This window comes from Thermoactinomyces sp. FSL K6-2592 (genome assembly GCF_038006465.1).
Lineage (GTDB): Bacteria > Bacillota > Bacilli > Thermoactinomycetales > Thermoactinomycetaceae > Thermoactinomyces > Thermoactinomyces vulgaris.
Map to the genome: position 1 here is coordinate 1,496,561 of NZ_JBBOVH010000001.1, position 25,225 is coordinate 1,521,785.

Here is a 25,225-nt window from a genome sequence, read left to right on the forward strand (position 1 = left end):
GGCAGTAAGAACCACATGGATTCCAGAAATGTCAATGATAAAACACCATTATATACCCAAACCAGTTTGTAACACAAACACTCATCAACAATAAACATAAAAAACAAAAAACTATCACATACAAACAGCCTTGTCAAAAGGTTTGTATAAAAAGGACTTGGAATGCCCAAGTCCTTTTTATATGACATTGGAGTGCAAAACAAACTTGCCGAGCCGGTATTGCACAAGTCAATGAATGCCGCATAAGAAAGAGATGATCCCGATAACAAGCCCGGTAACGGAAATTCCCAGTTGCTCGTAAGCCCATCCGGATACAATATAGGATAATTGCATCACTCCGCCATAGGTTGCCATATGCAGAGAGAAGACACGGCCGCGAACGGCTTCGGTTGTATTCATTTGCAGCATGTATGTATCAAGCGGGATGATGATGCCGGAAAACAGCCGCATCAAGTAAAGCATGAAGATTCCCGTGAGCAGCGTATTGGTATGTGCAGAAAAGCGAAAAAAACGGCTTGGAAGAGATACGAAGCCCCGTACCACACAATCCCCCGGCGATATTGATGATTCACGAATTTCTTGACAAGATACGCCCCGGTCAAAACGCCCAATCCGTCAACGGCATACAGGATGCCGATCCCCAACCCCTGCATTTGATAAACATTGTTACCGAGCAAAGGGATCAATATGTAATATCCTCCGCCGGCAAAACCCCAACTGATGCCGATGAGGATGATGGCCCTGGCGACTTGATTGCGGGAGGCTTCATGAACCCCTTTTTTGAGTGATTTGAAATACGAATCAGAGTGTGAAGGAGAGACGGATTCGGACCATTTCATCTGAAAAATGCAAAAAGCGGACCAGAAATAAGAGATTGCATTGATGACAAAACAAACCAAAGGGTTGAAAGCTGTGGATACAATTCCGCCCAAAACCGCTCCCAGAATCCCGATCATGCTGTCCGTTGCGGAGGAAAATGAATTGGCTTCCGCCAAGTCTTTTCTGGCCACCACCGAAGGAATGGCTGCTTGGCGGGAAGGGTTAAAAAAAGCACTCAGGCATCCGATCAAAAAAGAACCGGCATACAAGATCCAAACTTGCTTGAAAAGAAAGGCAAACATAAAAGAGGATACTATCAGGCCACGCGCCAAATCCGAGAGAATCATGATTTTTTTCTTGGAAACATGATTTTTTTCTTGGAAAAATGATCAATCACGGGACCGGTGAACACCCCCAAAAGGGCAGAAGGCAGGGCGCGGCACATCAAAAGAATACCGACCGACAAGGCGGAATCAGACAAAAAAAAGAACGGTTTGTGCCAGCGCGACCTGATTAAACCAATCCCCCAAGACGCTTCCTGTTTGTCCCAACCACAGAAAACGGTAATTGCGGTTTCTGGATATGAGTCTTTTTTTCATCGGTGATCCATCGGTGATCCTCCTGTTGTGCGCAGGTTTATCTGCTTGAAGATGTTGTGATTTAAAGCACCGGCTCCTCGTTAGCGATAACCGGGGAACCGGTACCTGGAAGATTTAAAAATCGAGTTTCAATTGTTCGTATTTTAAAAAAGGTGGTGGCGCCATGGACGAGTTTAACGATTCCAACAAATATGGATCGGACAACACATTCTCTGCTGAAACCTCAAGCCAACGGGAAGATGGGAGACGGGGACTTTGTGCTTCATCAATGATTCCGATATAAAGAAGGGCTTTTCCGTCTTCGTCATGCAGGGAAAGATGGGAGGTGCGGTCACGGAAGCGTTGATCCCATTTGATCTGATAAACCGGGTTTAAGGGAATGGGATGCGGAGGTTGGAAGAAGAAACTGATTTGAATGGGAGTGGTGTTTTTTTGTGCCAACCATTGCTGAAAAACATGGCGGAGAGCCCATTTCGCCAAGGTGACCTGTGAATGGTACAGCAAACATTCGCTGTCTTTCATGTGATGATGGGAGAAATGTGTTTTTCTGCGGTTGCTTTTCCTTAATTTCAGCGGTTCTCTACACTCCGGACACCGGTATTTTTGAAAAGAGTCGGCATCCCGGGGGGCAATGAGTGTTTTGCCGTCGGGCGAAAGTCCACATGGGACCAACCCGTATAACTGACGAAACTTCGCTGGGATTCCGGAAGCCAAGCAGACAACCCCCGTTCCATTCGAATTAAAATTTTTATCTCCTAACAATATTATAAATATTTTATCCAAATAAAACTATTGTTTTCAGAGCTGTTTTTATCGGAATACAGACGTTGAACCATAAACTCCCTGGATGACTCCGCAAGCCAGGCGTTTTCCGGCATTTCCCGAAGGTTGGGAGCGGAAGTCATCCGGGTTTTGATGGATCATGACCGATTTTCCGATCACTTGGGATGGACGGAAGCGGTTGGTGAAAAAGCTCATCCGTGCATACCCGTTATTTGAAAAAAGAACGGGGAAATCGCCGGGATGATTGCCATGAGGTTGGTTGTCCGGATTCCAATGATTACCGGCCGCTTGAAACGGATCGCCAGGATTTCCAACGGCACAGCTGCCGTTTTCATGGAGATGGAATCCAAACGGACCAACGGGTTGCCGGCCGTTTCCTCCCGGTTGATAGGGAGGCAGTCCGCTCACTTCAATAAACACTTCGGTGCCGCCCGGCACTTCTGTAAACGTCACATAACCTCTGAGTTCCGGTGCAAGCGGACCTCCTTGGATCCAAGCATAAGCTTGATAATTGGGTTGATTGGCCAAATAACCGCCAACAGGGTAATGAGCAAGGTACATGTCATGCCACCTCCGGATGAAAAAAGAAGTTTCTTTTTATTCTATGAAGGGATTTCTGGATATCGACCCATTTTGCCGCCCATTTTTGCAGGTTGATACTTTACCGGTTTCCGGGCGTCATTTGTTGTCTTGGATAGTTCCAAGACGATCGCTTTGGACAATATGAAGGAGTGACGGTCTTCTTTTGGATGTTCCCGAAGAAAATCGACATATCAAATATCTTGATATGAACAGCGACGGCCGGGGAAAGTGGTGACAGGAATGAAGCCATTTGATCCATTCCTAGCCAATCTGTTCCATTATGCCGGGACAATAAAAAAGCCTTCTCCAGTCATGGAGAGGCTTTTTTCTATGGGTAAAAGTATGCGAGTTACGATAAAAAAGCACCGGAAATTGTACTACATTTACGATAGCGCTGTAGAAAAGATATTAAAGTTCATACAGACTTTCCAATAATTCATTAAACGATTCTTTTATAAAGGTTACAACGTAGTCCGGATCATCTTCATAATGAGCTTCCCAGTTAATAAGCACAATTGCGGGGGATTCAGTGGATTCCCGATAATCAAAACAATACCATTTATTCTGTCCATCCAATGCGAAAGGGACAAATCCTTCAGGAAGAGTCGGATCTGAGTTTTCGTCCAAGTACATATGTCTATAGGCTCCGATTACATGGCAAAAATCCTCTTCTTCTCCGTCTTCTTTTGAAACAGATAACAATTGATCAAATGGGTAAGGTTCCCCATCAACATCAATGCATACTCCTGGAACACTTCCGTGATAAACCTTCGCCAATTCTACATAATCTCCAGGCAACTTTTTACCAACAAAATCCTCAATATGTTGAATATCTTCGGTTGCTTTACAGCTTCCCATTTAATCATCTTTTTTACTCCTTTCTGTTTTTCCTGAATACAATACTTCGCTTGTATGATGATTCCTTTTACGATGCCACGCATAACTTCCGATTGGATGGGGTGTTGGATTCCGGGTAACGGATTGACAAAAGTCCGTTGGTAACCTATTATACTTATTAAAAGTAAGTTAATTACACAAATGTATGAAAGGAGAGGGGAAATAATCATTTTCATCAACCATAGCAAAGAAAGAATAGAAGAATCGGAAAGGCTGTGAACCATGATTCAAATTTATCCTGCCGAAAACCGTTTTGTGTCTGATCACGGTTGGTTGAAAAGTTATTTCAGCTTTTCATTTGCTGAATATTTTGACCCCGGGAATATGCACTTTGGGCCTATGCGTGTGCTCAATGATGACACCGTCCAACCGGGGACGGGATTTGGCATGCATCCCCACAAGGAAATGGAGATTGTCTCCATTGTGTTGAAAGGGCAATTAAGGCATGAGGACAGTGCCGGCCACATGGAAACATTATCTTTTGGTGAAGTGCAACGCATGAGTGCCGGTACGGGAATTATTCATTCCGAGATGAATCCGTCAGAAACGGAAGAAGTGAATTTCCTGCAGATGTGGTTTTTGCCGGAAACCAGCGGGCTTCAACCTTCCTATGAACAGATATCTTTTGACCCGGAAAACATGAAAAACCGTTTGTTGCCGGTGGTATCCAAGCATCCTGCATCGGATCAGACGGCATCGATTCATCAGGATATGACGATTTATCTTTCCAAACTGGAAGCCGGCAAATCCCTTACGTTTGAGCAGAAAGAAAACCGCCGGATCTTTTTCTTTGTGATCGAAGGCGATGTCCTTCTCAACGGGGATCATGTGTTAAAGCGCCGGGACTCGGCAAGAATAACAGATGTATCTTCGTTAACGGCGGAGACCGATAAAGGTTGTTTTGTGGTGTTGATTGATCTTCCTTAACCGGGTGAATTTCCGGTGAGGATCAACCATGACCAACAGGAGGCATGAGCATGGAAAATGTGAAATTGGCGATCATTTATTACAGCTCGACCGGCACCAACTACAAGATGGCTCAAATCGCTGCGGAAACAGCGAAAAAAGAAGGAGCCGAGGTCCGTCTGTTGAGGGTACAGGAATTGGCACCGGAAGAAGCCATTGCATCCAATCCGGCGTGGAAAGCCCATTATGAAGCCACCAAAGATGTTCCGGTTGCAACGCCGGATGACATTGTTTGGGCGGATGCGATTATTTTCTGTACCCCCACCCGCTTTGGCATTGTTTCGTCCCAAATGAAACAATTCCTGGATACGACGGGAGGCATCTGGGCCCAAGGAAAAACGGTCAACAAAGTGGTCAGTGCGATGACTTCGGCCAATAACCCAAACGGGGGGCAAGAAGAGACGGTTTTGTCCCTGTACACAACGATGTACCATTGGGGAGCGATTGTCGTCGCACCGGGATATACCGATCCTTCCATCCCGGCATCCGGCGGCAACCCGTATGGCACTTCCGTGACCATTGACAATAACGGCAACTGGAAAGATGATGCGGAAAAAGCGGTTCAACATCAAACCCGGCGCGTTCTCACCGTGGCGGGCTGGATCAAAAAAGGGCAAAGCCAAAGCTGATTTTATGGCTTATCAGAAAAAGCACCGGATTTCGATCACCGGTGCTTTTTCATATTATAATGGAAGGGATGGAACATCTTGAGGAAGCAAGGAGAGTCTTTACAGTGAAAACAAGGGAAACCGCCCGTATTGTGTTACTCAACGAACAAGACCGGATTCTGCTGTTTAAGATGAAAGACCCTTCCGTCACCAGCAAAGAAAATCCGGCCGGAGAGCCGGTCTGGTTTCCACCAGGAGGCGGGGTGGAAGAAAATGAGTCTTATCTGGAAGCGGCCAAACGGGAGCTGTGGGAAGAAACCGGATTGGCGGACGGTGTGAATTGGGGGCCGTTGGTATGGATCCGGGATATTCATCTGTTTGTCCATCAAAAGGAAACCCGTTTTATTGAATATTATTATGTGGCACGGGTGCAGGGAAAACAGATTTCGACGGATCATTTTACAGAGGTGGAGAAAGAGACTTACCAAGCCCACCATTGGTGGAGTGTGGATGAAATCATGAACACCCAGGAACTGATTTTCCCCAAGCAGTTGGGGCAAAGATTGATTCTGCTTTTAAAAGGGGAGTATCCTGCCGAACCCATTGCCATTGAATAACCGAATCCATAAGTAGGAAAGGGGATCCCGCCGATGAACGACTATGTTTTGTTTTTTGATGAAGTGGATGTTTCCCGCATTCAACAAGTCGGGGGAAAAGGAGCCAATCTGGGGGAACTCTGTAAAGCCGGTTTTCCGGTGCCGGAGGGATTTTGCATCACCACCCGCGCGTATCTGGACTTTATTCAGTCCGGCCGGGAGATGGATTCGCTTTTGGATGAACTGAACTGCCTGAACCCGGATGATTTGGACGGCCTGCGGGAGATGGGCCGGCGCATTCGCGACCATCTCACCCGGCTTGAGATTCCGGGTGAAATAAAAAATGCGGTCACCAAAGCTTGGGAATCCACCGGAAAACAATATCCATATGCCGTCCGTTCCAGCGCGACCGCGGAAGATTTGCCGACCGCTTCGTTTGCCGGTCAACAGGATACATATTTGAACATCAAGGGAGAGGAAGCGTTGCTCGGGCATATCCGAAAATGCTGGGCCTCTTTGTTTACGGACCGCACCATTTCTTACCGGATCAAAAACGGATTTGATCACCGTCAGGTTTATTTATCGGTGGTGGTGCAACGGATGGTGGATCCGGAAGTTTCCGGAATCCTGTTTACGGCTGATCCGTTAAGCGGGAACCGGAACGTCGTTTCCATCGATGCGAGCTTTGGTCTGGGGGAAGCGCTTGTCTCCGGCATGGTGTCGGCCGACCTGTATAAAGTAAGAGAAGGGCGGATTCTGGAAAAAAACATCCGAAACAAAGAAATCGCCATCTACTCCTTGCCGGAAGGCGGAACCGTGAAGAAAACCCTCACGCCCGAACAACAGGCTCGGCCGGCTTTGACGGATCACCAAATCCTTCAACTGTCGGAAATCGGCAAAAAGATTGAAAAGCATTTCGGGACTCCGCAAGACATTGAATTTTGCGTGGAAAAAGGGAAGATCTATGTCGTGCAAAGCCGTCCAATCACATCGTTGTATCCGTTGCCGGATCTTCCCCAAAAGCCGTTGCAAGTCATGTTTTCATTCGGACACGTGCAAATGATGACCGATGCCATGAAACCGATGGGAATTTCTGTTTTGCGCTCCATTTTCCCGAAAAACTTCCTGGTGGAAGCCGGCAACCGCCTTTTTGTGAATCCCACGGAACTTTTGCGCACAAAGCCGGGAAGAAAGCTCTTTCCCAAAGCGATGGAAAATGTTTTTGATCAAACGTTGAGCAATGCCATCCGCGAGGTGATCCAGCGCCCGGAATTTCTTGATGTCCCGGCCAAACGGGGATTGCTCCGGTCCAACCGCCGCTTTATCCTGACGGTGGTGAAAGAGATTTGGAAAAACCTTTGGGTGCGCGATCCCGAACTGGCCCGCCGCAAAGCAGAACGTTTCATTGAACAAAAATGGAGTGAAATCAACCAAAGCTTTCAGCGGGCAAGCGGAGACAACCGGCTGGAAACCATCCGATATGAATTGAACCATTTGGGAAAAGATGTGCTTAAAAACTTGTTTTCATACGTTATCTGTTATCCGCTTTCCTATCTGCTCTTGAAACAGTCCATCGGGGACACCCGGGATCTGTATGAAATCAACAAATCGCTGTCCGGAAATGTCACCAGCCAAATGGGATTGGAAATCGGTGATTTGGCAGACATCGTCCGGGAGTTTCCGGCATTGCAAAATTATCTGGAGCAAGCAGAGGACAAAACGTTTTATGACGGATTGGATCGGGTGGAAGGGGGAGCGAAATTTAAAGAAGCATTTCTTAAGTTCATGGAAAAATACGGCCATCGCTGCCCTGGAGAAATCGATCTCACCAAGCCGCGCTGGCGGGAAGCGCCGACACAGTTGGTTCCGGCCATCCTGGGACACATGCGCAGTGTCAAGCCCGGGGAACACCGGCAAAAATTTGCACAAGGAGAAAAGGAAGCGAATGAAGCCATCGGGCGGATCTTAAAACAGGCAGGCTCCAACAGGCTGAAGAGAAAATGGCTGAAGCGGCTGATCACTGTCTGCCGCAACGCCGGCGGTCTTCGGGAGCACCCGAAATATTTCCTCACACGCCTGTTGGATGAGTGTAAAAAAGCGATTCTTTCAGAAGCGGAACAGCTGGTGGCAAAAGGGGTTTTCGAGAAAAAAGACGACGTGTTTTTCCTTACGATGGATGAATTGATCTTGCTTTTGCAAGGAACCTTCCGGCAAGATGTGAAAAAGCTGATCAATGAGCGGAAGGAAGCTTATGAACGGCATCAAACGTTAATGCCCCCGCAAGTGATGACCAGTGAAGGGGAATGCATCACCGGATCCCGCGCAACGGAAAACCTTCCGGAAGGCGCTTTGGCGGGCGTTCCGGCATCCGCCGGAGTGGCGGAAGGGATTGCCCGGGTAGTGTTCAAACCGGAAGAGGCCCGGCTGCATGAAGGGGAAATTCTTGTCGCCCCGCACACCGATCCCGGTTGGACGCCGTTATTTCAGTCGGCCAAGGCCGTTGTGACCGAAGTGGGCGGCCTGATGACCCACGGCTCGGTGGTGGCCCGGGAATACGGCATTCCGGCAGTGGTGGGTGTTGATCAGGCGACAAAACGGATTCAAGACGGACAAAAAATCCGTGTGGACGGAAACCAAGGGATCGTGGAAATTTTGGATGACGCATCCTGAAGGGAAAACGGGGTCCAAACCGGACCCCGTTTTTTTCATTCCGGGGATTTCCATGCGAACCAACGGCCATGTCCCTCCGTTTTGGCCAAAACCTCATGTTTTTTTCTCCCATTACTATATGTCTCCAAATGAAGAACATCCCGGTCCTCCATATTGTTGTATAAATGAAAAATGGTTTGGGTTCTCCACAACTCCCCGATCTGATCCCTCAGCTTTTGCTTCGTTTGATCCGGCATTTGGTTGGCGACATGGGTGTGAAAGATGCAGAGGGCTGTATCTTCCGGTACCTGACGGGCTAACCTGGGAAGCATTTCAACCCCGTCGCCTTCAATCAGTCGGAGGGGGTGTTTTTTTAATTGCTGTGCGGCTTTTTCAAAAAGTCTGACCCGTTTTTGGTGTTCCGGCCAGATGAGGGATCGCATCCATAAAAAATCTTCTTGATCCGTTAAATCCATGATATTTAAGTCGACGCCCGCCCGGAAAGCGACAGGGGGACTGTCCGGGAGCAAGAAGGGTTGCCGGGTTCCCCGGATTTCCGATTCAATCCGGAGGGGAGAAGACGGATGCCCGTAAGTTTGACTTCCTCCATATGAATAACGGTAATGATCCCATAACAGTTGCAATCCAGCACTGGTTCCGATTTCAATCAGGGAAAGGGGCTTTTTCACCCGGTTGTAAATCAAGCAAAAGGCGGGATAAAGATAAGCACAACGCCCGGTTTCATTGGTTTGCACCCTTTTTTCCCGGAGAACGGGGATAATTTCGTCCTTGAACATAAGGCAAAAGTCGCGAAAGGCAGGAAAGGCCTCGTCTGCTTCCCGCGGGGATTTCACCAGATCCGGATAGTAATTTTTCAGGGGATGGTCTTTCCCTTTTAACAACAGATAATGGACCGCCCCGAACAGGAGATTGGGAACGGGTTGTCCACGCCGGGCATGGGATGCCAAAGCGAGAAGTTCATCGTCTTGGGCGATTTTTAATGACAACTGTTGATAGAGCGGACTGGAGAGGTGACATTCTATCAAGGCAAAATTCCGAAACAAAACAGATAACGCTTCTCTTTTCATTTCCGTGCGCACCTTCTTTCGCAAAAAATCATCTTGAAAATAAAGGGAATCTGCCAAGTGTTTCCTAATACTATAAAGGGGTTCCGATTTATTCCATGGAAAAGGCAGGGGACAGAATGAAAAACCGAGAGACGATTCCGGGGCATTTGCTCTATGATATCTACAACGACGGAGATCTGAATGTTCATTATTTTATGGAACCTTATGAAGAGTGGAAACAAATCTGGCGGAAAGTCCCGGTGGAGGTGACGGACTGCCTGACAACCCTGGGTTTGAAATACCGGCATAACTTGCATGTGATGAGTCAGAAGGAAAAGGAGATTTTATCTGATATAAAGAAATATTTCCCTGAGGTGTGGAACTATTTACATCCAAACGGGGAATTCAGCCGGTATCTTTGGGATTATGCCAAGTCGGCTTTTTGGTGCCGGTTGCAATTTAAAAAACAAGGCATTTCCGAAGAAGAGGAAGTCCTTCAGGAATCCGCGTTTTAATCCCCGCAAACGTTTTACACCGATATGATATCAAACAAAAAGAAAGGAAGCGCCATGGTTACGATTCATCCATTGAGCAGGTGCACGTGGGAACAAACGTTGCAATTGTGGAACGAAGCCTTTGCGGATTACTTTGTGAACATGAATTTCACTTTTGACCGGTTAATGAACAGGATGGTCCGGGAAAAAATTTCGCCGGCCCATTCCCTGGTGGCTTGGGCCGATGGCCGGCCGGTCGGTTTTGTGTTCACGGCTATCGGGGAGATCAAAGGAAAAAAAGTCGCTTGGAACGGAGGGACCGCCGTTCTTCCCGGATGGAGACGAAAAGGAGTTGGGAGCCGGCTGATGGAAGCATTGGTGGAGATGTATCAACGGGAACATGTGCAACTGGCAACACTGGAAGCGATCGCCGAAAACAAGCCGGCCATCCGGTTATATCAGCAATACGGGTATGACATCGATGATTCCTTGTTCATTTACCAGACAGAAAACTTCAGCCGGAAACAACCAGCGGCTCCCGGATACAACATCCGCAGCGCCCATCCGGCAACCGTTGCCGCTTTTTCTTTTTATCCCGATCCGGCTCCGTGGCAAACCCATTGGTTTCAAGGAGATGAAGCATGGATCATTTCCGATTCTTCCGGAAAGGAAGCCGGATATGCGTTGGTGAGGCGGACAACCGATGACCTAGGACGAGTGCAAGATTTGACTTTGTTGCAATTGGAGACAGCCCCGGAGCATCCTGAAGCGGAAGAACTGGCCCGTCAGTTGTTGCGACATGTGATGGCTTCCGCGGAAGCATCCCGATACCAGTTTTTATACTGCCCCGCAAAGAAGAAAATGGTGACGGGCTTGCTGGAGGAGGAAGGATTTCACATGTTTTTGAATAACGTCCATATGGTGAAGAAAATAGCAGCAGATTGATATCTCATTAACAAGTTAACTTGGTGAGACGACCATTTGACTCTCAGACAGACGGAAAAATGTGTGGGAAATATCCGATCGCCAAACCCCTTGTAAATCAAGGGGTTTCGGCATTTTATCTTTATATAGTTACAAAAGAATTGTTTTGTAACCCTGTAGAAGGCATAAATAGAGTGGATCAAGAGGGAGGAGAAGGAAACCTGCGGCTGTTTCGCGCCATAAATATTCTTGTTAATCAGAACAAACAAAATATTCGGGAGATAAGCAGCCGGATGGAGAAAAATACATTCCAATAAATGGAATCAAAAATTTCGTTTCAGAAAAAAACGGCCTTCTGATTTTCGATTTAAGGGCGGTTTATTTCATTTGGAGATAAACGGGTCGAAAAGAGGGTCAAAAGGCTGTAAGAGGCCTTAGAATCGCTCTCTTTATGTTGGGATTTTAAGGAAGAAAAAACCCTCTGAAAAACAGAGGGGAAGCGGCCGGAGGAATCCGTTTCTTAACTTTTGTTCCATTTTTTAGTCACCTCGCGGATGCGATCCAGTTGTTCCCAATAATTACGAAGCGCAGCCCGGCCTTCATGTGTGATTCGTATGGTGGTGTGCGGGATTTTTTTGCGTACGAATTGTTTTTGAATTTGGATATATTCGGCCTTTTCCAATTTGGATAAATGAGAAGAAAGGTTTCCTTTTGTCAAGCCGGTCAATTCTTGCAAAAACAAAAATTCAGCCATCGTACAGGCGTCCAGCGCACTCATAATGGCAAGGCGGGCCGGTTCATGGATTAATTTATTCAGTTTTGCCATTTCCTTAAAGGGCATCAATGGAACCACACTCCATATGTATGATTAACTAGTTTGCATTATAAACTACAAACCAATATTTGAAAAGAAAGACGCCTGTGATGATAAAGCCACCGGCGCCTCTGTATTTCAAGAGCAATATTCATGTAATTGATTTTTGGAGATCATCAAGGTGATCAAGTCGTGAAATTCTTCTCTGATGATTAATTCCAAATTGGCCGGACCGTAATTTGAATAAGGCAATCCGAACACATGCGTGAAGTCTGAAAAAGGCTTGAGTCATGGACTCAAGCCTTTGATTCCCACAGTTCCTGCTCGCGGTCAAACAAATGTTTTTCCATTCTGGTTTCGATGTCAAACACCATGACCGGCCGGTCTTTTTCTGCAAAGGGCAACCACGTATCGGGGAGATGGTTACCGTTCGGATCCCCTGTCCGCGCAAAAGCAATCCATGCTTCATGCATTTGCCGGGAAATTTGCTCCCGCTTCGGATGTGTGCCAGTAAAAACATCGGCTCCCGGCTGATGCAGGTTGTGAAAAACAAAGGGGATTTCCAGTGCGTGACATGCTTTTAACCGGCCGTCAAAGAGCGGGGTTTCGTAATCAAAACGGTAAACCCAAACCTTCCCGCCTTGCCTGATTTGGGCGTCAGCCGTTTTTAACATGCCCCGGGTAAAGATGTGGTAGGTCATGGCACGCAACAGCTTTTGCCATTCCGGTTGCGATGGATCGCCGGAAGATAAGTAATATGGAAAGACTTTTTCCGGAACCGGCCCGATTTCCTGTTCGATCCGGTCCATCAGTTCTTCTTTTCCTGCTGTTGTCCAAGAAGGATCGGTCAGTGTAAATAAATTGTATTCATCTTTGGTAACCCCGATGATGATCGGGATGTCGCCGGCTGCTCCGTTATCCAACGCTTTAATCGGATGGGTTTTCAAAACGGTTCCGTCCACAACAGGACCAAAAATCATTCCCGGATGCGCGGATTGTGCGGCTTCAAGAAGTTCACCGGCCGGGATGGATAACAACCGGTCGCGATCTCCTTTGCGAATGCCGGCTTTCGTAAGAATGCGATCGGCGATGTCCAAAGCGGTCTGAGGGGAACGGAGCAAAATGGCACCCGAACCGCTTTGCAAGATTGCCCGTTGAAACAGCCCTTTGGTTTCCGGGAGGGAAAGCAGAACCCCGACACTTCCGGCTCCGGCCGATTCGCCAAAGATGGTGATTTGTTCCGGGTCGCCGCCAAAAGCGGAAATGTTTTCTTTCACCCAACGCAGCGCAGCCACTTGATCCAAAATTCCCAAGTTGCCCGATGCTGCAAATTCGTCACCGAACCAATCCCCCAAGTGCAAAAATCCAAACACGTTCAACCGGTAATTGATCGTGACAACCACCACATCTCCGTTTTTGGCAAACTCCGCCCCGTCATACCAGGGGGAAGAGCCGGACCCGAACTGATAGGCGCCGCCATGGATCCAGAAGAGAACGGGCCGCTTTTTTCCGTCGGCCGCAGGCGACCAGATATTCAGATAAAGCCCGTCTTCACTCACCGGGTGATCCGCTTCCCCAAGCACGGTGCTGAAGGTGGTGCCGGACGGCTGCATCACCATGGAACGGAATCGGGTGGCATCCCAAACACCATCCCATTTCTCCAGTGGTTCCGGCTTTTGAAAGCGGCGTTTTCCCACCGGGGGTTTCGCATAAGGAACCCCTTTCCAAAAACAAACCTCTCCGTCTGTCCCGCCTTGCACTTTTCCCAAACGGGTTTCCACCAAAGTATTCATTTGAATCACTCTTTTTAATTTATTTTAATTTTCATTTAAATCGTAAATGATTAAGGAGAGGTTGTCAAATTCAAGTGTTTTGAGGTTCCCTTGATGCGACCTGTTGCACCGGATCCCAGATATCCATGCAGCGATCACAAGATCCAGCCGGACCATTCTGTCTGTGAACCGGCGGTTGAAGATTTAAAACACACAGGAAAGATCCAGCATGAATGTGTTTTATCATCCGTATGGCGACACGTATAAGATGTTGAACCAGTTGTCCGTTTGAAATCTGTTCCTCTTTATTTTTCGTGCTGAATTTTGTTTGGGATGTTGTTATTCACACCTTATTGACACTGAGAGACAAGCCCGTTAACCTGAACGATATTCCAACAAAAAAAGGAGGAAGAGGGATTAGTGAAAGGGAAGGATGTCATCGGCTTTCTCATTCCTTTTGCCATCGTGCTCATCATTGTGCGGGCCGCGAACTTTTTTGGTTTTTGGAAGGTTGTGTCCATCATCTTAGGAGCCATTATTCTCGTATCAGGAGCCATCTTTCTGTTGTTCCTGATCCTTAAATTGCTGGTTTGGATTCAAAAAAAACGCTTGGCAAAGCAAAGAAGGGATGAATCCCAGACGTCATGAAAAGGCAAAGAGACTCAGGCAACATGCGGACCTGAGTCTCCCGGATTCATTTACAACTTCACGGCGATGTTCTTTGTTAACTGGCGCAATAAGGTGAGAAAGAGGACAATGACCGCCACAGAACTCAATACATTCAGCCCAAGCGAATATTTTTCGCTCCATTCCAGTGCTGAAACAGAAAGAAGGAAAAAGGCAATAAATCCGATTCCGGCGATCCAGTGGAACCGGTAAAAACCGACTGCGATCAGGTAGCCTGCCAAGTAATAGAAAAAGATATTAAGCAGATATTGAATCACCAGCCACCCGTTTCCGTTCAAAAACTCGTCAGACAGCAAATGGGACAGCTGGAACATCTCCAAAATCCCGTATTCCAAATAAGTGAGAATCACGGCGAAGAAAGCGATCGTAACCGTCAGCCCGAGCGCGGCAATCATCGAACCGGCCCAAAAATCTCTCCGGGTGACTCCCTGTCCGACATAATAAGACAGGAATCCGTTGACGGAAATAATTGCGATTATGATCATATAAACCTTTGCCGATGGAAAAAGATGCACCAAAATCCCTTTCACCGCGGTATCATCACCGATTGTAAAATAACTGGAATAAAGATGTACGATGTGGATAACCAACGCAAAAACCAGATACCAAACCGTCCATTTCATTTGTTCCAAGTACATGTCTTTGGCCACTTTAGGAAATACGGCTGTTGGTTTCATATGCATCCTCCTTGCCTGTTAAATGAATAAACAGATCTTGCAGGGAGCAGGTCCCGGTTTCCAATCCTTGTTTTTCGGCTTCCAACCGGAGAACTTCATGGAAATCCCCGAACACAATCACCGATTTTGTATTTCCGAGCTGCTCTTCATTCAAAATCTTCCGGCCTTTGGTAAATTCATCAACCGTCTTGGCATCCCCCGTGACAGTGAGCCCCTTGGAAATCAAGGTTTCATAGTCTTCGTGCAGCAACAGTTTGCCCCGATCGAGAATCAGCACTTCTTCAAACAAATAATCCATTTCAGACACCAAGTGGGTGGATAAAATCATGATCCGGGGATGTTTGGCTTGGTCTTTCAACAATTCTTTATAAAACAATTCCCGGGTCGGAGCATCCATGCCCAGATAAGCCTCGTCGAAAATGGTGACGGGCGCCCGGCTGGCCAGTCCGATGGTCACATTCATCGCCGATTTCATCCCTCTTGAAAGTTTCCTGACTTCTTTGTTTAAAGGAAGTTGGAATTTCTCAACCAGCCGGAGTGCATAATCCATATCAAAGAACGGGCGGAACTTGGCTGCATTCTGAATGAAGGTGGAAACTTTTTTCCGCTCTTCCTTGTAATCTTTTTCGTAAACCAACGCAACATGAGGCATGATATTCGGGTTTTCAAACGGCGGTTCCCCACCAATCCGGATCGATCCTTCCGTCGGAAGACGAAAAGACGACAAGAGAGAAAGGAGGGAGGTTTTTCCGGCTCCGTTCCGGCCGAGCAAACCATAAATCTTTCCGCTTTCCAATCGGAAGGAAACATTTTTGAGCGCCTCAAAGTCTTTGTATCTCAACGATACATTGTCAAATTCCACTTTATAATTCATTCTTCATCCCTTCCCTTTCTTTTTTGATCAGTGCAAACACTTCACTTTCCGTAATCCCCAGTTTGTGGGCTTCTTGCACCAAAGGGACGACAAATTCATCCACAAAAGCCTTTTTTCGTTTTTGGATCAGTTTTTCTCTGGCCCCCTTGGCCACAAACATGCCGATGCCCCTTTTTTTATAAAGAATTCCTTCCTCAACCAGTTGATTGACGCCTTTGGAGACCGTGGCGTGATTGATCTTATAAAAGTTGACCAGTTGCGTGGTGGAAGGAGCTTGTTCGTCTTCCTTCAGCTGTTCGTTGACAATCATGTCCTCGATTTTTTCCCGGATTTGCAGGAAGATCGGTTTGCGGCTGTCCAGCTTCCGGCTCAATTCGTATCACCACCTTTACTTCCATACTAACCTCGTTAAACAGTTATATACTTGTGTGTATAAGTGTAACAGCAATTAAGAATCCGGTCAACAGGTTTTGTGGCTGATTTTGGATGAGGATCGAAAAAAGCCTGATGGAAAAGGGGGGGACCGGTACAAGAAAACGTTCCAAAAACCAAGAAATAAACCCATAAACCAAAGAAATGGCCCATGGGTTTTAAACCGGTTTTTAATGATTGGATTTTTGTTTGATAAAGAGTGAGATTCCGCCAATCAAAAACAGAATCAGCCACATGAGAACAATGATCAATACTTGAATGTGAAAAGAACGGAGCAATATTTGGTTCGTTCCGACCGCCGGGAGAGCCCAAGGGTAAACATAACCCAACCAAGTGTATTTTTTTGAACCGATGATCAAAAAAACCGGAAGGATGAGTAAAATATTGAGAATGACTGATTGTACATAGTTGCTCCAATATGCGCATACTGCCAAATGAAATGCGGCCAACGGCAAAATCCCTATCCATCCGAGAACCAGGCATTGAATCAGCAAGGTCCATGGAAACGGATGATTCAACCGGGCGAATTCCCCGATAACGGCAAACTCCGACAAGGCAATTACCTGAGCCAATCCCAATAAGAGGACAAGCCACAGATACTTGGATAAATACAGTTGTTTCCAAGAAACAGGACAAGTTAAAGCTCTAATCCAATTATGTCCTTCATGCTCCACCTTACACAGATTGGCTGCCAATAATACGGAAAGGATTGGAAAAAAGATGGTTGGATAAAAGTAGTTCGCCATTCCCCAAGCCATCAGCCAATTATTGGTCGCTTGATAATTTTCGGAGACAAACCGGGCATAAATGAAGATCCCATAGGCAATCGGAACCAATGGAAGAACCAGAATCAACCGCCAAATATTTGTTTTCCGTATTTTCATCCATTCAACCATTAATAAATTCCCCAATCATATCTCCCTTTCAGTCGATTAATCAAATTCTTTTCGGTAAAACACAGTAATTCCGATCAACAGCCAGATGGCGCCAAACAAAACAGATAACAAGAGGATTTCCCAGTTAAGCAATGCACTCGTTTCCCCAGGGGACAAAGCCTGAACCGACAAAGGCGGAGAGGGGAGGAACGTAGACCAAAATCCCCACGGTGTCCACCAACCCCATCCTTTAAAAACAGGGGCAAGAATAATTGAGGCGATTCCAAATGAAATTGGCACAGATTGGTTCTTGCTGGCCAGATACGCATAATTGAAAAGCCACAAAGGGGATGGCCAGAAGAAAAGGGGCATACACATAAGAAAACAATTGGTCGATGGTGACAAGGTGTTCAACATCGTGCAATTCAGCCATGATGTATATGCCAAAAACAAACAAAAGACCCATAACCAAGGTGGTGGCGAATCCCCAGAAGAATTTGGCAACATAGATTTTCCATTTCGCCAAAGGCATGGCAAAAAGAAACTTCCACATATTCGAAAACTGTTCCATGTTGACGATGTAGGCAATGAAGACAGGAACAGTGAAAGCGATGATTTGCCATAAGTATCGGCTGGTAAGTGACAAGATCAATCCCCAACCCTGTTCTGGAGAGTGGCCTTTTTGCAAATAGTACCCAAGGGCAAGTGTGAGGAGAAAACAGGTCACAACAGGAACAAAAATGAAAAGCCAAATGACCCGGCTACGGCGGATTTTAATCCATTCGTTGATAACAGATGAATTCATGATCAATGATCTCCATTCTCCAAAATCTGAAAAAACATTTGTTCCAGCGAGTTTTCTTCTTCTTGGAAGTGATAAATGATAAAGTGATGGTCGATAAGTAATCTTTGTAATGAATTAATTTTTTCCGGCGGCAGGGAGTCGATATAAATAAAATCATGATCCCGCGAAATGGAATAGTGATGTTGCTTCAGCAATTTTCCCGCTTCGTCCAACCGGTCTGTCTTCATTTTAATCTGTTTTTGGTTTTGTTTTTTCAAGTCCGCAAGTGATCCCTGAAACAAAAGCCGGCCTTGATGAATAATACCAACATGGGAAGCCATTTGTTCCACTTCACTCAACAAAAATGGCTGGACACGAATACGGTCACATTAAACATCTGCGGAAGTTGTTTGATCAATTCCCGGATTTCTTGTATTCCGGATGGATCCAGACCGTTTGTCGGTTCATCCAGAATGAGAAAGTCCGGTTGATTCAGAAGAGCCATGGCGATTCCCAGCCGTTGTTTCATACCGAGCGAATAATCTTTGGCTTTTTTATGTTTTGCATCTTCCAAATGAACCATTTTCAGCACTTCGTCAATCCGTGACGGAGGAACTTTAAGCATCCGGCGGGCGATATCCAAATTTTCGTAACCATTTAAATGTCCATAGTAGCTGGGGGTTTCCACCAAACAGCCTACCCGGCTCAGTATGGAAATGCGATGTTTGTGAATTTCTTTCCCGAAAATCCGGACCGTTCCCTCCGTCGGGCGGGTAAGTCCCAAAATCATGCGAATGGTTGTTGTTTTCCCGGCGCCATTCGGGCCCAAAAAACAGTAAATTTGTCCTTTTTCAATTTGTATATTTAGCCGGTTTACAACTGTCCGGCCGCGATAAGATTTGGATAGATTTTCAGTTTGTAACACCATGTCTTTCATGGGATCCTCCTTAAGCTAACAGATTGTCAAAACGAGATAAGGAACTTTGGATAGAACGGCTTTGGATTTTGAACATTCAGATTTACCAGGGTATTCAATTATCCAACAACTTATTCCTGGCTTGGCCGTTTATGCAATGGTCAGAGGATTACCTCCGTTTGCCAATCCAGTCATGAGTTTAACCGCCGGTACACCAAAATCCCAAAATGATACAAGGTTATCTGCTAAGTTTTGAATAAATATGGAACATAGGGCTTTTGCGTTTTCTGCGATGCTTTCATAAAATGACACCACTTTACAATCAGCAGAGAAGGATTACCCTTTTTGGATAATTAACAAACACGATATTAAAAATATTCATAATATATTTATATTTATATGTGCATGAGAGGAAATGAAGAATTTCAAACAGAATTTATTCATGTCGTTGATTTTTCAGAGGGGATTACTGGATATGAACATCTTTAATTTGATTTACAATTTGGTGCTCATTGGTTTGGTTATTTTATTTTTCGTATCGTTTGCAAAGTTTGTTTACACCATCGTGAGCAGCTTGAAACAAATGGTGGTAATGACTCGCCAGATCAATCAGAAATTGGATCAGATCCTCTGTCATTTGGAGAAAAAGAATGATGAACCAAAGGAGCAACCGGAAGAAAACCGCCCTTGGACGGTTTGTCTAAGGGCGGTTTCAGTATTAATGATAGCGATACCAGACTTTCCATCCCTCATTCGTTTTGGCCATGAAAACTTGTCCTTGCGACAAGCTGGCGCTGGGGAGGAACTCCGGGAAGAACAGTTCCACCAGCAGGGATTTTCCGGCAACTTCTTTTCCGCATTGTTGTTCGGCGATGCCGGAGTAGGGGGAAGATTCGGGAGCCTTGAGGGTAAGGATTCGTTTGACCTCATAATTTTGGTAACGGGAATCGTCGCCATAGGTTTCTTGAATCAATTGCGGAAGGACATCGCGGATTTCTTTTTCCGCGTTTTCATCCGGTTGGATCAAATCCTCCGCTTTCGGGCACTGTTCCGAGGTTGCCGGCTGATCTTCCGCTGCTGACGGAAGGGAAGAAAAACCGGTTGTTCCGGCAATGGCCAAGCCCAGCAAAAAGCAGAACAAACCCTTTCCGATTAAAGAAATCCGTTTCACTTTTTCACTTCCTTTATGGTTCATTTGAGGAACAAATGTCCCCAACTTAATTTTATAATATCCATTTCGCGAATCCATCTCACCTTTCGCACCAATGGACAGGATCAACCGAAAAGTTTCAGGCGGAAGGAAGGGGGAAATGAACTTTTTAAGGTTGATGAAAACAAACATCCATGTTAGACTTTACCGTGTTATTCCATCAAGAACGAAGGAGGATTTACCTGAAATGCAATCATGCAGACTTCGATTCCAAGCTTTGAACAACTGATTTTAAAAAGTTCAAAGCCCTGCCTTGTGCAGAGTGAATCGGGATCAGTCTGCCCTTTTTCAGGTAAAACCTGTGCATATGAATAGATAAAAAAGGGAGGGGAATCCCCTCCCTTTTTTTGCTTTCATTGCCGACATCCCGCCAAGCCGGAACCACAGGCTTGGTGTGTCTTCGTGCGCCTGAAAAAAAGGCTCATCTCCGCATTTGCTTTGCACCGGGCAGAATGCGGAAGGTGAGATAATATGAGTAAAAAGAAGTTAAGAAAAAATTTTCCGGGACAACATTTAATGAAAAGAAAACGGCTGGCAGCGGGCATTGTGGAGATGTCCGGAGTCGGCCCGGAGGATCAGGTGGTGGAAATCGGTGCAGGCAAAGGAGCTTTGACCGTTCATCTGGCGCAAAAAGCCAAAAAGGTCATCGCCATTGAAAACGATCTTTCTTTTGCAAAGATTTTGCGGGAAGAAATGAAACCACACAGGAATGTCAGGGTGATTGAAAAGGATTTTTTGGAAGTGAACTTGCCCGATAAACCGTATTCGGTGGTATCCAATATCCCATATTCCATCACCACCCCGATATTGAAAAGATTGATGGACCGGCCTGAAAATCCGTTTCAAAACGGTTTGCTGGTGATGGAAAAAGGGGCGGCCAAACGCTTCACAAGCCAGCCTTCCACGAACCCGCGCATTCTGGCTTGGCGGATGTATTTTGATTTAACGATGGGAAGGACCATCGCCCGGTATCATTTTGCACCGCCTCCCAAGGTGGATTCGGCCGTTTTGTTTATCAAGAGAAAAGCCCCTCCCTTGATTCCCGTCCGGTTTCGCACTTTGTTTTTTAAACTGGCGTCATATGCCCTGAAGCATCCGGAGTTGCCGGTCGGTGAGGTTTTCAGAGGGATTTTCACGGCACCGCAAATCACGCATCTTGTGAAAACGTTGAAGAAGAGCCGGAATACGCCGGTCGGACGGTTAAGCGACACAGAGTGGGCCGTGGCTTTCCATACCATGGTCCGGCATGTCCCGCCGTACCGCTGGCTGAAATAGCCCAACTAAAAAATCCTCCTGAAAAACAGGGGGATTTTTTAATATAATGAAAAGCGATTTTTCATGGAAAGGAAGTACGCCTGCTCATGGACATGACCAATGTTCTCTATTTTCTGCTGGCTTCTGTTGCACTCACTCTCATGCCGGGACCGGATATTCTTTTTGTGGCAACGCAAAGCATGGTGCAAGGAAAAAAAGGGGGAATCATGACAGCGCTCGGCTTGTGCACCGGTTTGTTGGGGCATACGGCCGCCGTGGCCGTTGGAATTTCCGCTGTCATTTATCATTCGGCGCTGGCATTTCAAATTCTCAAGTATTTCGGCGCGGCTTATCTGCTTTTTTTGGCATGGCAAGCGTTGAAAAGCTCCGGCACCGGACCCGTGAAGCAAAACCTCTCCAAACAAAACGCTTTTGCCTTGTATAAGCGGGGGATCTGGATGAACTTGCTCAATCCCAAAGTATCCATATTCTTTTTGGCTTTTTTGCCGCAATTTGTTTCCCCTCACGCAGGATCCGTCACTCTTCAATTCATCGGGCTCGGAATGTTGTTTATCTTTCAGGCATTAACTATCTTCAGCCTGGTCTCGGTGGGAGCCGGTGCGTTGGGGGAAAAATTTTTGCAACCCTTCATCCGTTCCCGGAGCGTTCATTGGATCGAAGCTGCCATTTATACAATTTTAGGTCTTCGCCTGGTGTTTATGGAAAAATGATCAATTCCCGATCTGCCGGGGCAATGATGAAAAACCCTCTCCAATACCGGAGAGGGTTTTTGTTTTAATCCTCTGAATGGGGTGTAGATACTCTGACTGCATTGTCGGGAACCCTTGACACGGTTGAGGTTCAACGCCGCTTTTCGAGCACCTGCTTTTTCAAAAGGAAATTTCAGATATTTGATGTTTCAACTTAAATACGAAGAGGCTTTTCCACCGTTTCATGCGAGTTTCAGCTTTTGCGAGCAACTCTGGGGGTTTTAGACATATCAAGGCGCTCAAAAAAGTACTTCTGTTATAAGTTTGAACATCAGGAATATCAACTGTTTTCATCTGCCGGAAGGGTCGCTGAATCTTTTATTCATTATATAGTCGATGAAATCCAAGAAAGATTGTTTTTGAAAGCTTCATGTTTTTATACAAAATCGTTTCACTCTTTGAAGTTAAAATTTTGTACAAATCATGCTCTTTGGCGAGTTTATCCCGCAACTCATCTTCAAGCCCGGCCAATCTCATTAATTCCACAAAGGAATAGTTATAAACCTCTGAAAACTTCTTCAAGGTATAGGCGGATGGTTTAATGGGTGTGTTGGTAACTCTTCTTCTTCCCAATTCGATATCCCGGATGTAAGTGTGAGAAAGTCCGGTTTTTTGCGAGATTTCACGTAAACTCCGATCGCCTCTGAGTTGCTCCAATAGTTTCCCTAATTGGTTATCTCCCATGCTTGAAGGCTCCCTTCACAAAGCATTTTACAAAATAATTCGAATAAAAATGATTTTTTCGCTAACCATAAACTCTTTTTTCAATCTCTTTTACTTGTCCGCCCATTAGCTCTGAAACCAATTCTGTGATCCGCCTTAACAAAGAAGGAATCCAACCGGACTCCTGTCCAAGTATACGAAGGAACGGACAGGCGCACGGGTGATTGGATGTGCTTGGTCCATATCCCAAAAACGGGAGGAACCGGTTCGTTGAAAAGAAGGGGAAGACTTCGTCTGCTTTTGTTTTGGATGTTTCTGTTCCTGGGGTTCCAAACCGGTGTATGGGCGATGTTGTTGGACGATTTGGTTTCTGATTTTCAACTTTCTCCGGGTCAACTGGGAATGGCTTTGACGCTTCAGTCCGGAGCCGTGCTTCTCAGTTTGTGGTTGGGAGGGCGGATCGCGGACAAAACAGGCAGGAAGCCGGTGGCGTTGCTCGGGATCGGCGGGACAGGAATATTTTTCATTTCTCTTGCGTTTGTCGAAAGGGATCCGGCTTTATTGGCGGCATTCATTGCCGGAGGGATTTTTATCAGCTGGTATGACTTGATCGCCAACACATTGGGCGGGGATTATGAACTTGGGCGGGGATTATGAACTTGGGCGGGGATTATGAACGCAATTATTCATCGCACATGATGACACATCTGCATGCCGTATTCAGTGGAGGGGCGGCTGTCGGGGCATGGGCTTCCGGTTTGTTGCTGGCCCGGGGAGTAACTTATACGAAGATTTATCTTTTGACCGGATCGGCTTTGGTGCTGTTGGCTGTGTTGTCTCTGAAGGTTCAGGTTCGGTGGGAGCGGGGAAGATGGCGGGGATGTCGCAGGAAAGAAACAAATACCCGGACCCAGAAAACGACTGTCCGTGATTTTGTTTGCCGGCACCATGGTCGCACTCTGTTTTTTTATCGACGGATCGTTGGAAGGTTTTCTGTCCCTGTACTTGCGGGGATTCCTTCAGTCCGGACCGCTGTTGGGAGGAATCGGCATCGCATCTTTGCATTTTTCGGCAATGATTGGTCGGTTGAGCAGTTCCGCCTTGATTGAGAAAGCGGGGGAAAGCCGTATTTTGATCTTCAGCGGGTTCATCGCTTCTGTCGGGATTGCTGTGGTCATATCCACGTCCAGTCCGGTTTTGACCGCTTGCGGATTACTGGGGGTCGGGATTGCCCTTTCACCGGTTGCCCCCGTTTCGTTTTCGCTTGCTTCCCATGCCACCCCCGGACGGGAAGCCCGTTCCGTTTCCATCGTGACAGGGGCCGGGTATTTATCCTTTATCGTGGGGCCGGTGCTGATTGGCCGGGTGGCGGAAATCGGTTCTTTGCAAACCTCCTTTGGTTTGTTGCTTGTCTCGTCCGTGATGATTCTGTTTTTGGCAGTCACGGGACTCGCCTCGGGTGTGACCAAAACGAGAGAAAGACCAACCTTAAGGAGATAACCTTTTGCGATACCCGGACGGGCTGATACCGAACTTTTTTCCAAACGCCCGTTCAAATTAAGAAAGGCTGTTGAACCCGGACTCCAAAGCGATGGAGAGGATGTTTTTTCGGGAATGACGAAGCAGCTACTCAGCCAATTGTAATCCTTGATTCCGGAGATATTGGCCCGGTGTGGTTCCGACATATTTTTGGAACAAGCGAATGAGATGATATTTGCTGATTCCCGTGACTTTGCACAAATCGTCCAAGGTGACGGGAGAGGAAAGATGGGCATGGAGATACTCAATGCCCTTACGCAAGGAAGGATGCTCAAGGGTGGAGGGGATGACGGGAACCACTTATCGGAGTGTGTGCCTTGATGAACGGATAACATAAAGGATACCAGCTTCCATTCAAACTCCTCCAATTCCATTCCGTCGAGCGGATGTTGAAGACTTCTCAAGAAGGATTGTTCCACCTGTTGAATCAAAATCCCGGAGGAATGGTTCTGGCCCCACGGATCAAAAAAGACCTCGTTTTCAAAGCCTTGCAAGCGGTCTGCAACGACTCTACGGAGAAAATCACGTTTTACTGTTATGAGTAAAATTCGTGCTCCCTTGTCTTCGGCCAAATGCCTGTGCTGCTGGCCCGGTGACAAAAGCATGCGGCTGTCCGGAGACTCCATATGCCGGCGGGTTTGCTCATGTTGCATGATGCTTTTTCCTGCAAGCGGAATGCTCAACTGGTACACATCTTCATGTCCGTGGAATTCATCCGCTTGCCCTGCTTTAAGGTTGAACATGGTAAACTTACAGTTTTTCAGTTTCAATCTCAGTGTCATTTCATGCCTCCTGTCAGGGATGGAGGAAAAAATGTCACTTATATCATATCATGACCTGTTTCATGAAAGACGTTCCCGGCAATTATTGCGGTTTGAAGCGCAACGGACGCCGGGATGGTTCCGGCGTTTTTTCGGATAATGAAGACAAAGGGGAGACGAAGACGGGGAACCGGCTGGATCATGCCGGTTGGG

Annotated in this window: 29 protein-coding genes and 2 pseudogenes; 13 read left to right on the forward strand and 18 right to left on the reverse strand. The window is 46.5% G+C overall.

The window, feature by feature from the left end; translation table 11 throughout:
* Nucleotides 1-228: 228 nt before the first annotated feature.
* The 5 genes and pseudogenes from NYE37_RS07780 to NYE37_RS07800 form a co-directional block, all read right to left on the reverse strand.
* Nucleotides 229-462, reverse strand: a complete 234-nt coding sequence (locus tag NYE37_RS07780; RefSeq protein WP_037995993.1) for a hypothetical protein — start codon at nt 460-462, stop codon at nt 229-231.
* Nucleotides 450-1,172: pseudogene (locus tag NYE37_RS07785) on the reverse strand (MFS transporter); the annotation flags it as partial. The gene NYE37_RS07780 and the pseudogene NYE37_RS07785, both read right to left, overlap by 13 nt.
* 360 nt (nt 1,173-1,532) lie before the next feature.
* Nucleotides 1,533-2,132: a competence protein CoiA family protein gene (locus tag NYE37_RS07790; protein WP_037995988.1), complete on the reverse strand. Its 600-nt coding sequence runs from the start codon at nt 2,130-2,132 to the stop codon at nt 1,533-1,535.
* A gap of 96 nt (nt 2,133-2,228) precedes the next feature.
* On the reverse strand, nt 2,229-2,762 hold the full coding sequence (locus NYE37_RS07795) for a superoxide dismutase family protein (protein ID WP_121874100.1): 534 nt from the start codon (nt 2,760-2,762) through the stop codon (nt 2,229-2,231).
* A 429-nt stretch (nt 2,763-3,191) separates the two neighbouring features.
* Nucleotides 3,192-3,641, reverse strand: a complete 450-nt coding sequence (locus NYE37_RS07800) for an SMI1/KNR4 family protein (protein WP_084712902.1) — start codon at nt 3,639-3,641, stop codon at nt 3,192-3,194.
* Between the two features lie 261 nt (nt 3,642-3,902).
* Between NYE37_RS07800 and NYE37_RS07805 the strand changes: the two genes are divergently transcribed.
* The 4 genes from NYE37_RS07805 (at nt 3,903) to NYE37_RS07820 (ending at nt 8,520) form a co-directional block, all read left to right on the forward strand.
* Entirely contained in the window at nt 3,903-4,607 is a 705-nt protein-coding gene (locus NYE37_RS07805; RefSeq protein ID WP_049720131.1) for a pirin family protein, read from the forward strand.
* 50 nt (nt 4,608-4,657) lie between these two features.
* Nucleotides 4,658-5,275 carry an NAD(P)H:quinone oxidoreductase gene (gene wrbA / locus NYE37_RS07810; RefSeq protein ID WP_049720130.1) on the forward strand — a complete coding sequence of 206 codons (618 nt, stop codon included), beginning with the start codon at nt 4,658-4,660 and terminating at the stop codon, nt 5,273-5,275.
* A gap of 104 nt (nt 5,276-5,379) precedes the next feature.
* Nucleotides 5,380-5,871, forward strand: coding sequence for an NUDIX hydrolase (locus tag NYE37_RS07815; protein WP_049720129.1), 492 nt, complete (start codon nt 5,380-5,382; stop codon nt 5,869-5,871).
* A gap of 33 nt (nt 5,872-5,904) precedes the next feature.
* Nucleotides 5,905-8,520, forward strand: a complete 2,616-nt coding sequence (locus NYE37_RS07820; RefSeq protein WP_340711898.1) for a phosphoenolpyruvate synthase — start codon at nt 5,905-5,907, stop codon at nt 8,518-8,520.
* A gap of 35 nt (nt 8,521-8,555) precedes the next feature.
* On the opposite strand, the gene NYE37_RS07825 is transcribed toward NYE37_RS07820, so the two are convergent.
* On the reverse strand, nt 8,556-9,587 hold the full coding sequence (locus NYE37_RS07825) for a DUF2332 domain-containing protein (protein WP_340712049.1): 1,032 nt from the start codon (nt 9,585-9,587) through the stop codon (nt 8,556-8,558).
* A 116-nt stretch (nt 9,588-9,703) separates the two neighbouring features.
* Between NYE37_RS07825 and NYE37_RS07830 the strand changes: the two genes are divergently transcribed.
* Nucleotides 9,704-10,081, forward strand: coding sequence for a hypothetical protein (locus tag NYE37_RS07830; RefSeq protein ID WP_340711899.1), 378 nt, complete (start codon nt 9,704-9,706; stop codon nt 10,079-10,081).
* A 54-nt stretch (nt 10,082-10,135) separates the two neighbouring features.
* The gene (locus tag NYE37_RS07835; RefSeq protein ID WP_340711900.1) at nt 10,136-11,005 is read left to right on the forward strand and encodes a GNAT family N-acetyltransferase; all 870 of its coding nucleotides are present in this window, start codon (nt 10,136-10,138) and stop codon (nt 11,003-11,005) included.
* A 499-nt stretch (nt 11,006-11,504) separates the two neighbouring features.
* Here NYE37_RS07835 and NYE37_RS07840 read toward each other — a convergent pair whose 3' ends face one another.
* On the reverse strand, nt 11,505-11,825 hold the full coding sequence (locus NYE37_RS07840) for a transcriptional regulator (protein WP_037995972.1): 321 nt from the start codon (nt 11,823-11,825) through the stop codon (nt 11,505-11,507).
* 269 nt (nt 11,826-12,094) lie between these two features.
* A complete protein-coding gene (locus NYE37_RS07845) occupies nt 12,095-13,591 on the reverse strand; it encodes a carboxylesterase/lipase family protein (RefSeq protein ID WP_198241397.1) in 1,497 nt (498 codons plus the stop codon).
* A gap of 399 nt (nt 13,592-13,990) precedes the next feature.
* Between NYE37_RS07845 and NYE37_RS07850 the strand changes: the two genes are divergently transcribed.
* Nucleotides 13,991-14,218: a hypothetical protein gene (locus NYE37_RS07850; protein ID WP_037995961.1), complete on the forward strand. Its 228-nt coding sequence runs from the start codon at nt 13,991-13,993 to the stop codon at nt 14,216-14,218.
* Between the two features lie 50 nt (nt 14,219-14,268).
* Here the strand turns inward: NYE37_RS07850 and NYE37_RS07855 are convergent, their stop codons facing one another.
* The 7 genes from NYE37_RS07855 to NYE37_RS07885 all read right to left on the reverse strand — a co-directional run bounded on the left by NYE37_RS07855 (nt 14,269) and on the right by NYE37_RS07885 (nt 18,836).
* A complete protein-coding gene (locus tag NYE37_RS07855; protein ID WP_198241396.1) occupies nt 14,269-14,934 on the reverse strand; it encodes a hypothetical protein in 666 nt (221 codons plus the stop codon).
* Entirely contained in the window at nt 14,909-15,808 is a 900-nt protein-coding gene (locus NYE37_RS07860; RefSeq protein ID WP_236533575.1) for an ATP-binding cassette domain-containing protein, read from the reverse strand. The genes NYE37_RS07855 and NYE37_RS07860 overlap by 26 nt, the downstream gene beginning before the upstream one ends.
* A complete protein-coding gene (locus NYE37_RS07865) occupies nt 15,798-16,181 on the reverse strand; it encodes a GntR family transcriptional regulator (protein WP_037995954.1) in 384 nt (127 codons plus the stop codon). The genes NYE37_RS07860 and NYE37_RS07865 overlap by 11 nt, the downstream gene beginning before the upstream one ends.
* A 229-nt stretch (nt 16,182-16,410) precedes the next feature.
* Nucleotides 16,411-17,136, reverse strand: coding sequence for an ABC transporter permease (locus tag NYE37_RS07870; RefSeq protein ID WP_198241394.1), 726 nt, complete (start codon nt 17,134-17,136; stop codon nt 16,411-16,413).
* Between the two features lie 229 nt (nt 17,137-17,365).
* A complete protein-coding gene (locus tag NYE37_RS07875; RefSeq protein WP_198241393.1) occupies nt 17,366-17,920 on the reverse strand; it encodes an ABC transporter permease in 555 nt (184 codons plus the stop codon).
* 2 nt (nt 17,921-17,922) lie between these two features.
* Nucleotides 17,923-18,240: a hypothetical protein gene (locus NYE37_RS07880; RefSeq protein ID WP_304650729.1), complete on the reverse strand. Its 318-nt coding sequence runs from the start codon at nt 18,238-18,240 to the stop codon at nt 17,923-17,925.
* Nucleotides 18,241-18,254: 14 nt separating this feature from the next.
* A complete protein-coding gene (locus tag NYE37_RS07885) occupies nt 18,255-18,836 on the reverse strand; it encodes an ABC transporter ATP-binding protein (RefSeq protein WP_340711901.1) in 582 nt (193 codons plus the stop codon).
* Between the two features lie 61 nt (nt 18,837-18,897).
* On the opposite strand from NYE37_RS07885, the gene NYE37_RS07890 reads away from it, so the two are divergent.
* Nucleotides 18,898-19,071, forward strand: a complete 174-nt coding sequence (locus NYE37_RS07890) for a hypothetical protein (protein WP_340711902.1) — start codon at nt 18,898-18,900, stop codon at nt 19,069-19,071.
* 219 nt (nt 19,072-19,290) lie between these two features.
* A pseudogene (locus tag NYE37_RS07895) lies at nt 19,291-19,452 on the forward strand (DUF4083 family protein); the annotation flags it as partial.
* Nucleotides 19,453-19,533: 81 nt separating this feature from the next.
* Here NYE37_RS07895 and NYE37_RS07900 read toward each other — a convergent pair.
* Entirely contained in the window at nt 19,534-19,986 is a 453-nt protein-coding gene (locus NYE37_RS07900) for a hypothetical protein (protein ID WP_340712059.1), read from the reverse strand.
* Between the two features lie 510 nt (nt 19,987-20,496).
* Here NYE37_RS07900 and erm point away from each other — a divergent pair.
* The gene (gene erm, locus NYE37_RS07905) at nt 20,497-21,300 is read left to right on the forward strand and encodes a 23S ribosomal RNA methyltransferase Erm (protein ID WP_049720121.1); all 804 of its coding nucleotides are present in this window, start codon (nt 20,497-20,499) and stop codon (nt 21,298-21,300) included.
* A gap of 86 nt (nt 21,301-21,386) precedes the next feature.
* Nucleotides 21,387-22,010 (forward strand): LysE family translocator, encoded by a 624-nt coding sequence (locus NYE37_RS07910; RefSeq protein ID WP_198248767.1) that lies wholly within the window; start codon nt 21,387-21,389, stop codon nt 22,008-22,010.
* Nucleotides 22,011-22,367: 357 nt separating this feature from the next.
* On the opposite strand, the gene NYE37_RS07915 is transcribed toward NYE37_RS07910, so the two are convergent.
* On the reverse strand, nt 22,368-22,733 hold the full coding sequence (locus tag NYE37_RS07915) for a helix-turn-helix domain-containing protein (RefSeq protein WP_198052522.1): 366 nt from the start codon (nt 22,731-22,733) through the stop codon (nt 22,368-22,370).
* A 249-nt stretch (nt 22,734-22,982) separates the two neighbouring features.
* On the opposite strand from NYE37_RS07915, the gene NYE37_RS07920 reads away from it, so the two are divergent.
* Both NYE37_RS07920 and NYE37_RS07925 read left to right on the forward strand, forming a co-directional pair.
* Entirely contained in the window at nt 22,983-23,369 is a 387-nt protein-coding gene (locus tag NYE37_RS07920; RefSeq protein WP_198241392.1) for an MFS transporter, read from the forward strand.
* Between the two features lie 270 nt (nt 23,370-23,639).
* Complete coding sequence (locus NYE37_RS07925) at nt 23,640-24,212, forward strand: MFS transporter (RefSeq protein WP_340711903.1); 573 nt, start codon at nt 23,640-23,642, stop codon at nt 24,210-24,212.
* 126 nt (nt 24,213-24,338) lie between these two features.
* Here NYE37_RS07925 and NYE37_RS07930 read toward each other — a convergent pair whose 3' ends face one another.
* The gene (locus tag NYE37_RS07930) at nt 24,339-24,512 is read right to left on the reverse strand and encodes an AraC family transcriptional regulator (RefSeq protein ID WP_340711904.1); all 174 of its coding nucleotides are present in this window, start codon (nt 24,510-24,512) and stop codon (nt 24,339-24,341) included.
* Nucleotides 24,513-25,225: the final 713 nt, after the last annotated feature.